Annotated in this window: 13 protein-coding genes; 5 read left to right on the top strand and 8 right to left on the bottom strand. The window is 67.7% G+C overall.

Annotation, left to right across the window (positions count from 1 at the left end; all coding sequences use genetic code 11):
• Positions 1-101 precede the first annotated feature (101 nt).
• The 4 genes from B9N97_RS04170 to B9N97_RS04155 all read right to left on the bottom strand — a co-directional run bounded on the left by B9N97_RS04170 (position 102) and on the right by B9N97_RS04155 (position 4270).
• Positions 102-2453, bottom strand: coding sequence for a Tex family protein (locus tag B9N97_RS04170; RefSeq protein WP_085083681.1), 2352 nt, complete (start codon positions 2451-2453; stop codon positions 102-104).
• A gap of 373 nt (positions 2454-2826) precedes the next feature.
• On the bottom strand, positions 2827-3273 hold the full coding sequence (locus B9N97_RS04165) for a periplasmic heavy metal sensor (protein WP_085083679.1): 447 nt from the start codon (positions 3271-3273) through the stop codon (positions 2827-2829).
• Positions 3270-3698 (bottom strand): hypothetical protein, encoded by a 429-nt coding sequence (locus B9N97_RS04160; RefSeq protein ID WP_085083677.1) that lies wholly within the window; start codon positions 3696-3698, stop codon positions 3270-3272. The genes B9N97_RS04165 and B9N97_RS04160 overlap by 4 nt, the downstream gene beginning before the upstream one ends.
• Complete coding sequence (locus B9N97_RS04155) at positions 3695-4270, bottom strand: sigma-70 family RNA polymerase sigma factor (protein WP_085083675.1); 576 nt, start codon at positions 4268-4270, stop codon at positions 3695-3697. Before B9N97_RS04155 ends, B9N97_RS04160 begins: the two co-directional genes overlap by 4 nt.
• Positions 4271-4513: 243 nt before the next feature.
• Here B9N97_RS04155 and B9N97_RS04150 point away from each other — a divergent pair, with 243 nt between their 5' ends.
• Positions 4514-5845, top strand: coding sequence for an ISNCY family transposase (locus tag B9N97_RS04150; protein ID WP_085083673.1), 1332 nt, complete (start codon positions 4514-4516; stop codon positions 5843-5845).
• A gap of 583 nt (positions 5846-6428) precedes the next feature.
• On the opposite strand, the gene B9N97_RS04145 is transcribed toward B9N97_RS04150, so the two are convergent.
• The gene (locus B9N97_RS04145; protein WP_085083671.1) at positions 6429-7403 is read right to left on the bottom strand and encodes an NAD(P)H-dependent flavin oxidoreductase; all 975 of its coding nucleotides are present in this window, start codon (positions 7401-7403) and stop codon (positions 6429-6431) included.
• Between the two features lie 412 nt (positions 7404-7815).
• On the opposite strand from B9N97_RS04145, the gene B9N97_RS04140 reads away from it, so the two are divergent.
• From B9N97_RS04140 to B9N97_RS04125, 4 genes are read left to right on the top strand one after another with little or no spacing between them, the layout of a single operon-like run.
• Positions 7816-10035, top strand: coding sequence for an ATP-binding protein (locus tag B9N97_RS04140; protein ID WP_085083669.1), 2220 nt, complete (start codon positions 7816-7818; stop codon positions 10033-10035).
• 4 nt (positions 10036-10039) lie between these two features.
• Complete coding sequence (locus B9N97_RS04135) at positions 10040-10513, top strand: response regulator (RefSeq protein WP_085083667.1); 474 nt, start codon at positions 10040-10042, stop codon at positions 10511-10513.
• 11 nt (positions 10514-10524) lie between these two features.
• Positions 10525-12054 carry a sensor histidine kinase gene (locus B9N97_RS04130; protein WP_244560587.1) on the top strand — a complete coding sequence of 510 codons (1530 nt, stop codon included), beginning with the start codon at positions 10525-10527 and terminating at the stop codon, positions 12052-12054.
• Positions 12051-12419 carry a response regulator gene (locus B9N97_RS04125; protein WP_085083663.1) on the top strand — a complete coding sequence of 123 codons (369 nt, stop codon included), beginning with the start codon at positions 12051-12053 and terminating at the stop codon, positions 12417-12419. The genes B9N97_RS04130 and B9N97_RS04125 overlap by 4 nt, the downstream gene beginning before the upstream one ends.
• 67 nt (positions 12420-12486) lie before the next feature.
• Here the strand turns inward: B9N97_RS04125 and B9N97_RS04120 are convergent, their stop codons facing one another.
• From B9N97_RS04120 to B9N97_RS04110, 3 genes are all read right to left on the bottom strand, one after another.
• Positions 12487-13014, bottom strand: coding sequence for a copper chaperone PCu(A)C (locus B9N97_RS04120; RefSeq protein ID WP_085083661.1), 528 nt, complete (start codon positions 13012-13014; stop codon positions 12487-12489).
• A gap of 183 nt (positions 13015-13197) precedes the next feature.
• Positions 13198-13656 (bottom strand): DUF2946 family protein, encoded by a 459-nt coding sequence (locus tag B9N97_RS04115; RefSeq protein WP_244560545.1) that lies wholly within the window; start codon positions 13654-13656, stop codon positions 13198-13200.
• A gap of 107 nt (positions 13657-13763) precedes the next feature.
• The gene (locus B9N97_RS04110; protein ID WP_244560544.1) at positions 13764-14441 is read right to left on the bottom strand and encodes an ABC transporter ATP-binding protein; all 678 of its coding nucleotides are present in this window, start codon (positions 14439-14441) and stop codon (positions 13764-13766) included.
• Positions 14442-14450: the final 9 nt, after the last annotated feature.

The following is a 14450-nucleotide window of genomic DNA, read 5'->3' as shown; positions in this document are numbered from 1 at the left end:
ACTGCCGCCGCATCGCAAACTTACCCTCTCCCGTCGAGGACGGGAGAGGGAGGGACCCACTCGAACGAGCGGGAGGGAGGGGGCATCCGCCCCCTGAACCCTTACTTCTTCTTGCCCGCCTGCGCCCTGGCGAACGCCTCGGCGAAGGCGCTATTGACCGGCTCCGGCGCCTTGGCCGGCTTCGGTGCAGCCTTGGCCGCGGGTGCTGCCGGGCGGCGATCCTGCTGCTGCGGCGCGCGCGCCGGCCCTCGGTCCTCCCGGCGTTCCTCCCGGCGGGCCGGGCGGGGCGCTTCCTCGCCCATGCGCATGGTGAGCGCGATGCGCTTGCGGGGGATGTCCACCTCCAGCACCTTCACCTTCACCACATCGCCGGCCTTCACCACCGTGTGAGGATCCTTCACGAAGCTGTTGGCGAGCTGGGAAATATGCACCAGCCCGTCCTGGTGGACGCCGATGTCGACGAAGGCACCGAAGGCGGTGACGTTGGTGACGACGCCCTCCAGCATCATCCCCGGCTGAAGGTGCTTCAGCTCCTCCACGCCCTCCTTGAAGGTGGCGGTCTTGAACTCCGGACGCGGGTCGCGGCCGGGCTTCTCCAGCTCCTTGATGATGTCCTCGATGGTGGGCAGGCCGAAGCGCTCGTCGGTGAACTCCTCCGCATTCAGGCTGCGCAGGAAACGGGCGTCGCCGATGACGCTGCCGAGGTCGCGGCCGGTGGTCTTCACGATGCGCTGGACCACCGGATAGGCTTCCGGATGGACGGCCGAGCCGTCGAGCGGGTTCTCGCCGTCGCGGATGCGCAGGAAGCCGGCTGCCTGCTCGAAGGTCTTCGGTCCCAGCCGGGCCACGTCGAGCAGCTGCTTGCGCGAGCGGAAGGCACCGTTGCGGTCGCGATGTTCGACGATGTTGCGGGCGATGGTCTCGTTCAGGCCCGACACGCGGGTCAGCAGCGGGATCGACGCGGTGTTGAGGTCGACGCCGACTGCGTTCACGCAATCCTCGACCACGGCGTCCAGCGAACGCGCCAGCTTGCCGCCGGCAACGTCATGCTGGTACTGGCCGACGCCGATCGACTTCGGCTCGATCTTCACCAGTTCGGCCAGCGGGTCCTGCAGTCGGCGGGCGATGGAGACGGCGCCGCGCAGGCTGACGTCCAGGCCGGGGAACTCGTGCGCCGCAGTCTCCGACGCCGAATAGACCGAGGCGCCGGCCTCACTGACCACCAGCTTTGTCAGGGACAGTTCGGGATGGCGCTTCATCAGGTCGGCGGCCAGCTTGTCGGTCTCGCGCGAGGCGGTGCCGTTGCCGATGGAGATCAGTTCGACCTTGTGCCGCGCCGCCAGCGCCGCCAGCACCGCGATGGAGCCGTCCCAGTCGTTGCGCGGCGGGTGCGGATAGATGGTCGTCGTCTCCACCAGCTTGCCGGTGGAATCGACGACGGCAACCTTCACGCCGGTGCGGATGCCGGGATCGAGCCCGATGGTGGCGCGCTGGCCGGCCGGAGCAGCCAGCAGCAGGTCGTGCAGATTGCGGGCGAAGACGCGGATCGCCTCGTCCTCCGCCCGCTCACGCAAGGCGCCCATCAGGTCGGTCTCGATATGCGGGCCGATCTTGAGCTTCCAGGTCCAGCGCACCACGTCGGACAGCCACTTGTCGGCCGGGCGCCCCTGGTCGCGGATGCCGGTGTGGGCGGCGATGGTGCCCTCCGCCGGGTGGGGCTGTCCCTCTTCGACGGCCAAGTCCAGGCGGATGTCGAGCACGCCCTGCGCCCGTCCGCGGAACAGCGCCAGCGCGCGGTGCGACGGCAGCTTCGACCAGTTCTCCGAGAAGTCGAAATAGTCGGAGAACTTGGCGCCCTCCGCCTTCTTCTCCTCGATCACCTTGGAGGTGACGACGCCCTTGTCCGCCATGGCGGTGCGCAGGCGGCCGACCAGTTCGGCATCCTCGCCGAAGCGTTCCACCAGGATATGGCGGGCGCCGTCCAGCGCCGCCTTGACATCGGCGACGCCCTTGTCGGCGTTGACGAAGGCGGCGGCCTCGGACTCCGGCTGCTTCTTTGGGTCGGCCAGCAGCGCGTCGGCCAGCGGCTCCAGCCCGGCTTCGCGGGCGATCTGGGCCTTGGTGCGGCGCTTCTGCTTGTAGGGGAGGTAGAGATCCTCAAGCCGGGTCTTGGTGTCCGCCTGTTTGATCTGGCGTTCCAGCTCCGGCGTCAGCTTGCCCTGCTCCTGGATGGTCGACAGGATGCTGGCGCGGCGGTCCTCCAGCTCCCGCAGGTAACCCAGCCGCTCCTCCAGGGTGCGGAGCTGGGTGTCGTCCAGGCCGCCGGTCGCCTCCTTGCGGTAGCGGGCGATGAAGGGGACGGTCGACCCCTCGTCGAGCATGGCGATGGCGGAAGCGACCTGAGACTCGCGGACCGACAGTTCGTCGGCGATGCGCTGGCTGATGGACAGCATGAGGCAGGGATCCTGCGGACTTGTGACGAACAAAAGGGTGTCTGTCATAGCGCGTCGGGGCGGGGGGACGCCACCCCGGCCTTTCGGCAGAGGGTCGGGCAACCCAAGCGAAAGCGCAACCATTCGCGGCGGAAGTTCGCAATAAAGTGGTAGGGGCTCTTTTCTTTCCGCCATTCACCGGCCGTTAACCATATCGGCCCTATACCTCTGCGTGCAACTTGGTTGCGTTTCCTCCCGAACCAACTAGAGGGCGGCCCGGCGGTGATACCGTCAGGCCGCCCTTTCTTTTTTCGGCAAAGAAAGAGGGCCGGGACGGACATGCCATCCCGGCCGGACCCCAAAAAGTGTCTGCCACCGGTCCGAACCGAAAGGATCAGGGAAGGCGGCTTTCGGCCAGACGCAGGCGGCCTTCGGGGGAAAGGCGGGACAGGGTGTCGACGACGTGAGTCTCGAATTCGCTGCGCAATGCGGCGTCGTTGGCGTGGATACTGCCGAACAGGGCCTTGAGACCGGCCGGATCGAAGGGCTGGGCCATCAGCGCCATGCGCAGGCGCGGCGCGAATTCCTCGCGGCTGATATGCATGCGGACGAACAGCGGGCGGGCATCGTCCATCGCCTTGCGCAGGATCGCGGCGTCGGCCGGCGACAGGCGCGGCGACACGTCGTCGACGAAGCGCTCCACCAGATGCTCCGGTCCGCCGGGCGGGGGAGGGGGCGGACGGAAGGCGTGGGCGACAACGAAGCCGCCGGCCAGCATGTTGAGCGCAAGGGACCCGACCAGAAGGAACCAGGGCCAGCGGCGCCGAATGGCCGGCGTCATCTCACGTCTCCCAGATAGCTGACGATCATCACGCCGGACAGGTCGGGCGTGCTCGTCTTTTCGAAGGAAATCAGGCCTTGGCTGTAGCTGAGGAAGCCGGCCAGCGCCATGGCGGCCAGGAAGCCCGCGAGCGGGGCAGGGCGGAAGGGCGGTCGCGACAGGAACCATGGAACGAATTCCGGGACGATCCGCTGGGCCAGACAGTCGGCGATGCGGTCATAGACCTGCGCCTCGCGCCGGGCGGAGATCAGCGGGGTCGAGGCGGCGTCCAGCAGCGCGTCGGTGATGGCAGCGTCGGCCAGCAGGTCGCGGGCCTCGGCGCTGCCGCCCAGCAGGGCAAGCGCATCCATTCTGACGGAGCGCGGCCAGCGGTCCAGGTCGGCGCCGTAGGCGGCGGCATAGCGTTTGAACTCTTTGAGCGTCATGACCGTACACCGTCCTTCTGACGGATCAGGGGTTGAAGCCGGGCCCGCACGACGCGGCGCGCCCGGACCAGCAGACTTTCCATAGCCGAAACAGACACCTGCAATATTTCCGAAGCCTCAGCGCACGTCATCTCCTCATGGTAGCAGAGACTGAGAGCCGCCCGTTGCCGTTCGGGCAGTGCGGCGATTGCGGCATCCACCGCGGCGCCGATCCGGATGCCGTCGATCACCGTCTCGGCGCTCCAGGCCGGATCGGCAATCTCGCCGGCGTCATCCAGGGGGGCGAAGCTGCGCCGCCGCTTGTAGTCGATGGCGCGGTTCACCACGATCCTGTACAGCCAGGTGGTGAAACGGGTTCCATCGCCGCGCCAGCGGTCGGCATTGGCCCAGATCTGCAGGAAGGCGTCCTGCGCGACCTCCTCGGCGTCGGCGGCGTTGCCGACAACCCGTTGGGCCAAGGCGATGCTGCGGCGCAGATGCCGGCGCGTGAGTGTTCCAAACGCTTTCCGATCACCGGCCGCGGCGCTCGCCATCAACGCCTCGTCGGTCACCGTTTCCTCGGTAGGCTCCACGCCGTTTTCCGCCCGCTCCCGGTTGCTGTCAGGGATTTATACGCCGACAGAGGCCGAAGTCCTGCGCCGAGAGCGGCGATTTTCCGGTCAGGGATTTCCCCAATGCCCGGCCCTTCCTCCGATATAATTTCCATAAGAATGCTTATGTGTTTTTGGTGTGTAGGCGCAAAGCTAAAATGTCAGTCCAGCGCAACATAGAAGTGTCAGTCTTCCATCCGGTTTTCGACGGCTGGGAGGCTGGCGATGGGCTGGATCACGATGAGCGAACGGGACTTGCAACGGGTCGAGGTTCTCGGCGAGGTGCTGAGCGGTCGCCGTGGGATCGGATCGGCGGCGTCGGTTCTGGCTTTGAGCGAGCGTCAGGTGTGGCGGCTTCTGGCGCGCTACAAGGCCGGTGGCGGCGGTGCTTTGGTTCACCGGGGGCGCGGCCGTCCATCGAACCGGCGGCTTGGCGATGATGTGCGGGAGCGGGCGCTGGAGTTGGTTCGCAGCCGGTATGGCGATTTCGGCCCGACCCTGGCGGCGGAACTGCTGCGGGACAAGCATGGGCTGACGGTCTCGCGCGAGACGTTGCGCCAGTGGATGACGGACGCTGGTCTGTGGTTGTCGCGTCGGCAGCGCCGGCAGTTCCACCCTCCCCGGCTGCGCCGCGAGCGGTTCGGCGAGTTGATCCAGATCGACGGCAGCGAGCACCGCTGGTTCGAGGATCGCGCCGATCCCTGCACGCTTCTGGTGTTCATCGACGATGCGACAGGCCAGTTGATGCAGCTTCGCTTCGCTCAATCGGAGAGCGCCTTTTCCTACTTCGAGGCGCTGGAGGGCTATCTGAACGCCCATGGCCGGCCGTTGGCCTTCTACTCGGACAAAGCCACGGTGTTCCGGGTTCCACAGCGCGAGGCGAAGGGGGGCCAGGGCATGACGCAGTTCGGCCGGGCCTTGGCGGAATTGAACATCGAGATCCTGTGTGCCAACTCCAGCCAAGCCAAAGGGCGGGTCGAGCGGGTGAACCGGACGCTGCAGGACCGGCTGGTGAAGGAGTTGCGGCTGGCCGGCATCACCGGCATCGAGGCGGGCAACGCCTTCCTGCCCGGCTTCGTCGAGCGCTTCAACGCCCGCTTTGCCCTGCCCCCTTCCCGGCCGGACGATCTGCACCGGCCGTTGAACATCGCGCCGGATCGGCTGCGCCAGGTGCTGTGCTGGCGCGAACAGCGCCATGTCGGGCAGCAGCTGACGCTGTCCTACGAGCGCAAGCTGATCATGCTGGAGGAGACGGAGCTGACGCGGGGGCTGGTTGGCCAGTATGTCGACACCTACGCCTTCGCCGATGGCCGTCTGGAGGTGCGATGGAAGGGGGTGGCCTTGTCTTATCGGGCCTTCGACAAGGACCAGCGGGTCACCCAGGCCGACGTTGTGGAGAACAAGCGGCTGAGTGCGGTGCTGGCCCAGGTGAAGGAGATGCAGGAGAGCCGACCTCCACCTCGGGTGAAGACCAACAGCGAGAAGACCGGCTACCGCAAGACAGGCCGGCGCAAGCGGCAGGGCGGACCACCCGACAGTGCCTGCGCGGCCGACTGACCGCAGGTGTTTGCCCCCGACTTGAAGACCCGATGCGGCCGGCATTTCTGGCAGCAGGATGATGGCTCGGCGATCGTCGCCGCCGTCAAGCCCTGCGCCTGCGGCGCACCGCAAAGCGGCGATGGGGCTTGACCGCGCCGCCGAGCCGATCCCAAACGCATCCATGCCAGATATGCCGAAAAAGGCCGCCCCCCCGACACACCGTCAAGCCTAAGCCTGACCTACTGACATTCCTACTTTGCGCAAACCACTGACATTTCTATCCGGTTGCAACATGGTGTGCTGATGAGGCGGGCGCTCCATCGGCAGGGTGCCCGTCGTACATCTTTGCCCGTCCTGCGGGAACCGCTTTGCCGCGGATCGGTTGATCCAAGCATGACCGTGGCGTCACCGGGTGACCGGCGGCGTCATGACCGAAGCGATTGAAGGACCGACATCATGCTCAAGATTCTCGGCTGGGCCATCCTGATCATCTTCATCATCGGCCTGCTGGTCGTCACCGGAATCCTGAAGCTGATCTTCTGACCCAACGTCTGACCAACTTCTGACCCTGCCCCGCCCTGCCTCGCTCCACTCTGCCCGGTCATTCCTCGGCCATTGCCAGGGCGCGGCGCAGGTGGGCGCGGCAGTCGGCGACCATGCGGCGGATCAGGTCGTCGCAGGTCGGAATGTCGTCGATCAGGCCGATCACCATGCCGGCCGACACCACGCCGTCCTGGACATTGCCGGATTGGAGGGCGGTTCGGCCGCGCTGGCCGGCGACGAGCGGCCGCACCTCTTCGAACTGAGCGCCGCCGGGCCGCTTTTCCAGGGCGACGACCTCGTCCGACACGGCATTTTTGAACACGCGGGCGGTGTTGCGCATGCTGCGCAGGATCAGGTTGGTGTCGCGTTCGCCCGCCGCGACCAGCGCCTGCTTGATGCTGTCATGCACCGGTGCCTCGCGCGTGCAGAGAAAGCGCGTGCCCATGTTGACGCCCTGGGCGCCGAGGGCCAGCGCGGCGGCCATGCCGCGCCCGTCGGCGATCCCGCCCGAGGCGATCACCGGGATGCGCAGGGCCCGCACCGCGGCCGGGATCAGGATCAGGCCGGGAATGTCGTCCTCGCCCGGATGGCCGGCGCATTCGAACCCGTCGATGCTGATGATGTCCACCCCTGCCCGCTCGGCGCTCAGCGCGTGGCGGACGCTGGTGCATTTGTGCAGGATGCGGATGTTATGCGCCTTCATCCGCTCGACGAAGGCGCGTGGGCTGTTGCCGGCGGTCTCCACGATGGTGATGCCGCTGTCGATGATGACGTCGAGATAGCGTTCGTAGGGCGGTGGAGTGACCGCCGGCAGCATGGTCAGGTTGACGCCGAAGGGACGGTCGGTCATCGCACGGCAGCGCTCGATCTCGCGCGCCAGATCCTCCGGTGTCGGCTGGGTCAGCGCGGTCAGGATGCCCAGCCCGCCGGCATTCGACACGGATGCTGCCAGTTCGGCCAATCCGACCCACTGCATCCCGCCCTGCACGATCGGGTAATCAATGCCGAGCAGGCGCGTCACCTCGGTTTTCATGGCGTCCCCTTCCCCACCCTTGTCGTTGTACGCGGAGGGTCCCGATTCCCCTGCGGCATACTATCTTATAAGCGAATTCAAGCTCGATCGCGGTATATGATCTTCGGCGTATGAGAAAAGAGCGCGCTGCCGGAAAAATCCAAGGACGAGCGCAAAACGTATCCTATGATAATGAAAGGATAGCGGCTAAAGGGCCATGCTGTCGCTTCGTTCACCTCAAGGCGGTGCACGCGGCGGACGCGGGGTTTCTATACCGCTGATTATGTTGAATGCCGCTGAAAGCCTTCGGCGTATGTCAGTGGAACCCGATTGAAACGGGTCCGCTTCGGGAAGAGCCCGTCGGACGCGTGACCGAGATGAGCAAAGGACGACTGTGACGCCTGCAACCGGACCGGAACCGTGGCCCCCGACCATGGCGGGCACTCTCGACCTCGACGCCTGCGCGCGCGAACCGATTCACATCCCCGGCAGCATCCAGCCGCACGGCCATCTCCTGGGCATGGAGGCGGACAGTCTTCGTCTCGTCTGCGCCAGCGCGGAAGCCGGCGCGGTTCTGAACCGGCCGCCCGGCGAGGCGTTCGGCATTCCGGTCGACCAGCTGATCGCCGCGAGGGCCACGGCCTCGCTGCTGCGCGGGCTGCGTGCCGCGCCGGCCGAACCGGTGCAGCTGGACATCCTGCACCTGCGTGGCGGCGACGAATTCCAGGCGATCGGCCACCGCTCCGGCGATATGGTGATCCTGGAGCTGGAGGAGTTGCCGGCCAATGGCGTCGGCACGCTCGAGGCGCTCTATCCGCAGATGCGGGAAGGCATCCGCCGCATGCAGGCGGCCCATGACTTCGAGGCCCTGCTGGCCATCACCGCGCAGGAGGTGCGGGCGCTGACCGGCTTCGACCGCGTGCTGATCTACCGTTTCGACGAGCAATGGAACGGCACCGTCATCGCGGAGGACGGGAACGACCGCCTGCCCTCCTACCGTGGCCTGCGCTTTCCGGCCTCCGACATCCCGCAGCAGGCCCGGCGGCTCTATGCCCTGAACCGGCTGCGGCTGATCGCCGACGCCCGCTATCAGCCGGTTCCGATCCTGTCCGACAGGCGGGATCCGCCGCCGCTCGACCTCAGCTTTTCCGTGCTGCGCAGCGTGTCGCCGGTTCATCTGGAATATATGCGCAACATGGGCACGCCGGCCTCCATGTCGATCTCGGTCATGGACGGCGACCGGCTGTGGGGACTTATCTCCTGCCATCATGCCGAGCCGCGGCAGGTCTCCTTCGCGGTGCGCACCGCCTGCGATCTGCTGGGGCAGATGCTGTCCAGTCAGATGATCGCGCTGGAACGGGCTCTGGACGCCGACCACCGCATCCGCTCCAAGAGCACCCAGGCGCGGCTGCTCGCCCACATGGCGGCGGCGGAGCATTTCGTCGACGGTCTGGGGGAGGATCGCGAGGATCTGCTGGCCCTGGTCAATGCCGACGGCGCCGCGATCCTGTTCGACGGCGATTGCCGGCTGATCGGCCGCACCCCGCCGCAGGAGGTGGTCGAGGCCATTGCCGCGGAACTGGCCGGACAGGGCATCAAGGACCTGTTCGCCAGCCACCAGCTTCCGGTCGAGAGCCCGGCCGCCGCCGGGATGGAGCGGACCGCAAGCGGCCTGCTGGCGATCTCCATCTCGCAGCTCCATCCCAGCTATCTGCTGTGGTTCCGGCCGGAGATCGTGCAGACCATCGATTGGGCCGGCGATCCCAACAAGCCGCTCGACGCCGGCGGCGGGCTTTCCCCCCGCAACTCCTTCGAGGCCTGGAAGGAGACCGTGCGCGGCCAGTCCCTGCCCTGGAGCCATGGCGAGATCGAGGCGGCCGGCGATTTCCGCAACGCCATCGTCAGCATCGTGCTGCGCAAGGCCGAGGAGATGGCCGCCCTGAATGAGGAGCTTCGCCGCAGCAACGGCGAGCTTGCCGCCTTCTCCTATTCGGTCTCGCACGACCTGCGGGCGCCCTTCCGCCACGTCACCAGCTATGCCGAGCTTCTGCGCTCCCGCGCCGCCGACAAGCTGAACGAGCGGGAACGCCACTACCTGGACAGCATCATCGAAGCGGCGAGTTCGGCCGGCCGGCTGGTCGACGGCCTTCTGCATTTCTCGCAGTTGGGCCGCACCACGCTGGCGCGGGTGGAGGTCGACGTCGGCCGGCTGGTGGAGGAGGTGCGCCACCTGCTGGAGCCGGACCTGCAGGGCCGCGACGTGCGCTGGACCGTGCATCCGCTGCCCAACGTCAACGGCGACCCGACCATGCTGCGGCTGGTGGTGCAGAACCTTCTGTCGAACGCCATCAAGTACACGCGCGACCGCGCCGCGCCGGAGATCGAGGTCGGTTGCCGCTCCACCGCGGAAGCGCACGAGTTCTACGTGCGCGATAATGGCCGTGGATTCGACATGGCCTATGCCGGTAAGCTGTTCGGCGTCTTCCAGCGCCTGCACCGCGAGGAGGAGTTCGAGGGCATCGGCATCGGCCTCGCCAATGTCCGCCGCATCGTGGAACGCCACGGCGGACGGGTCTGGGCGGACGGCAGGCTGGACCACGGTGCGACCTTCCATTTCTCCCTGCCGCGATCCGCGGTCGCCGAATCGAGGTAGCCCAATGGCCACGCTGAAACCCATCCTGCTGGTCGAGGACAACCCGAAGGACCTGGAGCTGACGCTGGAGGCCTTCGCCGAGGCCCAGCTCGCCAACGACATCGTCGTCGCCCGCGACGGGGCGGAGGCGCTGTCCTATCTGTTCCATGCGGACGGGCAGGCGGTGTCGAAGCCGACCGATCCGAAATATCCGGCCGTCATCATCCTGGACATCAAGCTGCCGAAGGTGGACGGGATCGAGGTGCTGCAGCGGATCAAGGCCAACGACAGCACCCGCGCCATCCCCGTCGTGATGCTGACCTCGTCCAAGGAGGAGCAGGATCTCGTCCGCAGCTACCGGCTGGGGGTAAACGCCTTCGTGGTCAAGCCGGTCGGCTTCAAGGAGTTCTTCGACGCGATCCGCGACATCGGCAGTTTCTGGGCGATCCTGAACGAACCGCCGCCCGGCTGTCATCCCCGCAGACCGCGCGGCAGCTGATGGCGCAGGTGATGGAACCTTCCGCCGGCCAGTCCGCCGGTCCTCCCTTGAGCGGTGCCCCTTTGACGGACGGCGGACCGGCCGATCCGGGCCGGCCGATCCCGTGCCGTGTCCTGCTGCTGGAGGACAGCGGCATGGACGCCGATCTGGTGCGCGAACATCTGAAGATGATCGACGACCACGCGTTCGACATCCATCGGGTGGAGACGCGGCAGGCCTTCATCGACGCCATCGCCGACGGCGGCCCCTACGACCTGATCCTGTCGGACTTCGACCTGCCGGATTTCGACGGCATGTCGGCACTGGCGATCGCGCGCGACCGGCTGCCCCGGGTCCCCTTCATCTTCGTGTCCGGCATGCTGGGCGAGGAGAACGCCATCGAGGCGCTGAAGAAGGGCGCCACCGACTATGTCGTGAAGCTGCGCATGGAGCGCCTGCAGGTCGTGGTCCGACGCGCCCTGGTGGAGTCGCGCGACCGCAACGAGCTGGCCGACAAGCGGGCTGCCCTGGCCGAGAGCGAGGCGCGCCTGCGCTTCGCGCTGGAGGCCGGGCGGCTTGGGTCCTGGGAATTGACCCTGGCGACCAAACGGCTGCGCGTCTCGTCGATCTGTGCCGCCAATCTGGGGCTTTCCGATCCGTCGGAGATTTCGACCTATGACCGGCTGCTGGAGCTGGTCCATCCCGACGACCGCGCGCATCAGCAGGCGATGGTTCGGCAGGCGGTGAGCAGCGGTTCGCCGCTGGACATGGAATACCGGACGATCTGGCCCGACGGCAGCGTCCACTGGGTTCAGGTCCGCGGTCGCGCCGTCTACGACAAGGACGGAACGCCGACCGGTCTGGCCGGCGTCTCGCTCAACATCACCGACCGCAAGAAAGCCGAGGAGCGGCAACTCCTGCTGCTGGAAGAGTTGAACCACCGGGTCAAGAATACGCTGGCGATGGTTCAGTCGATCGCCAGGCAGACCCTGCGCGCGGCCCCGTCGGTGGAGGCCTTCCCCGATGCCTTCCAGTCGCGGCTGCGCGCCCTGGCCCAGGCCCACGACCTGCTGACCCGCCGCCATTGGCAAGGCGCCTCGTTGAGCGAGATCGCCGCCCTGACGCTGGAGCCCCATGTCGATGCCGGCCGTGTCAGGGTCGGCGGCCCGCCGGTCAACCTGACAACCGGCGTGGCGGTATCGCTGCATCTCGCCTTCCATGAACTCGCCACCAACGCCGCGAAATACGGCGCCCTGTCGGCGGAGAACGGCCGCATCGATCTGGATTGGGAGATCACGCCGCCGGCCGGTCCTGCGGCACGGGATGGGGCGGGCCATGCCGGCCCCACGGCCTCCCGCGCCGCCACGGGCGCGCTGGTGCTTCGCTGGCGCGAGAGCGGTGGTCCGCCGGTGGTGCCGCCGACCCGTCGCGGTTTCGGCTCCCGCCTGATCGAGCGCGGGCTGGCGCATGAACTGGAAGGCGATGTTGCCCTTGCCTTCGACCCCGCCGGCGTGCGATGCCGGCTGGTAATCCCATTGTCGTCGCGAGTGAACCCGCAGTGACCGATGCGAACCTGTCGAACCTGACCGTCCTGATCGTCGAGGACGAACCGCTGATCGCCATGAGCCTGGAGGATGCCCTGCTCGACCAGGGCGTCACCTGTATCGGTCCGGCCGGTTCGGTTTCGGCGGCCTTGGAGATGATCGAGGCGGGCGGCTTCGACATCGCGCTGCTGGACGTCAACCTGCGTGGCGAGCGGGTCGACGCAGTGGCCGACCGATTGGCAGCCTCCGGCATCCCCTTCATCTTCACCACCGGCCATGGAGCCGAGGGGCTTCCCGATGCCCACCGCGCACGGCCGGTGATCGGGAAGCCATTCCGCGACCTCGACATCACCGACGCCCTGGCCCGCCACCGCCCGCGCTGACGGGGCCGAGCGTAGCGCAGCAGTGGAGAGAGGCCGCCGGCGGTTCCCCCGCCGGCGGCCTTTTGCGTCACTGCTTCTTGGCCGGATCGCCATTGTGGCCGTGGCCGGCACCGCCCATGGCGCCCATGTGGCTTTCGGCCTGAGGTGCGCTCTGTCCGGCCGCCTCGACGGCGATCTCGACATCGACGCTGCCTGCCTTTTCGAAATTCAGGGTCATGGGGATGCGGGCGCCCTTCTCCAGCGGCTTCTTGAGGCCGAGCAGCATGATATGCAGGCCGCCGGGCGCCAGTTGCACCTGCTCGCCCGGCGCAACCGGGATGGCCGGAACCTCCCGCATCTTCATCACGCCGTTTTCGTTCAAATGGGTGTGCAGTTCCGCCTTTTCCGCCGCCGGGGTCGAGGCGGAAACCAGACGGTCTTCCGTGCTGCCGGTGTTGTTCAGCGACAGGTAAGCGCCACCGTTCGGTGCGGACGGTGCGGTGGCGCGTGCCCAGGGATGGCCGATCTCGATCGGGCCGGCCTTGTAGCTGTGGGCCAGGGCGGGGACGGCACCGAACAGGGCGACGGCGGCGGCGATGCCGAGAAAGCGCTTCATGGACTCTTCTCCTGGAATGCGGATGTGAACAGCAGAGGGGAGCCGCCGCGGCGGGGGATGCCGCGGGGCGTGGATTGGAAGGTTGCGCGTTGGAAAGCGTGGATGGCCCGCCAGACGCACCGTTCCGGACGGAAAGCGGGCGTGGCGATGCACGCGGCGGCTATGGCTGAGCAGCCGTGAAGATCAGCCGAGCAACGGTGGTGCGCGGGCCTGGAGAGTCGACAGGAACCAGCCGGCGGCGATGCGTTCTCCCGGCAGCAGGCGGGTGTCGCTGGCCATGGCGAGAGTCGGGCCGACCATCAGTGGCGGCGGCGGCAGGGCCAGCCCGGCCACCAGCGGACAGAGCGGGCAATGGCCAGTGGCGGGGCCGGTGTCGGATGGCGCGTGATCCGGTGATTTGTCAGGGCCGCCATCATCGGAAGCGAGCCTGATCTCGCCGATCCCATAAAGGGTGGCGTCGACCTGGATGGTGGTCAGGCCGTCGGAGGAACAGATCGGCAGCGAAGCGGTCTCGCCGGCGCGGGCGATTCCGGGAGCCATCGGCATCCAGCCCCAGGCGATGACCTGCAGCAACAGCGCGACCATCCCGGCCACCAGGCCGAGCCGCCGCACCCGCCGCACTGTCGATCGACCGAAGGCCATCCGGCTCCGCCACCCCCCGCAATCGCCGGACATACCCGGCAGCGAGGCAAGATACCGCAGCATTCGTAAACGGACGAGCGGCAAATGGACCCACACGCCGCGAAGGGTCAGGCCAGCAGCCGGAAGGCCGGTTCCGGCCGGGACAGCAGGTCGCGGCGCAGGGCCTCGACGGTGGCGTCATCGCGGGCGGCGCGGGGGACGGTCACGGGCACCTCCGCCACCACCCGGCCCGGCGATGGCGCCAGCAGAAGCAGCCGGTCGGCCAGCGCCAGAGCCTCGCGCAGATTGTGGGTGACCAGCAGGACGGTGGCCGGCCGCCGGTCCAGCAACTGCGACAGCAGGGTGCGCAGCCGGAGCGCCGTCGGCTCGTCCAGCGAGACGAAGGGCTCGTCCATCAGCAGCAGGTCCGGCTCCACCAGGAAGGCGCGGGCCAGCGCCACCCGCCGCGCCATGCCGAGAGACAGCTGGGTCGGGAAACGGTCGGCGAAGGGCGACAGTTCCAGCGCGTCGAGCATGGCGTCGACCGCCGGGCCGCGGCGCTGCGCGCGCGGGAGGACCAGCGCCAGATTCTGCCGGACGGTTCGCCAGGGCAGCAGGCGCGGCTCCTGGAAGACATAGCCGAGCCGGGCCGGCCCGCCGTCCTGCCGCGGCCCGACCTCCACCATGCCGTCGAAATCGTGGTCCAGCCCGGCGACGATGCCGAGCGCGGTCGTCTTGCCGCAGCCGCTGGGGCCGACCAGGGCCACGACCTCCCCCGCCGCGGCGGACAGGGTCAGGCCGCGCACCGCCTCCAC

The organism is Azospirillum oryzae, from assembly GCF_900177515.1.
Lineage (GTDB): Bacteria > Pseudomonadota > Alphaproteobacteria > Azospirillales > Azospirillaceae > Azospirillum > Azospirillum oryzae_A.
Note: the sequence above shows the minus strand (reverse complement) of the source record. Positions and strands in the feature narration are given on the sequence as shown.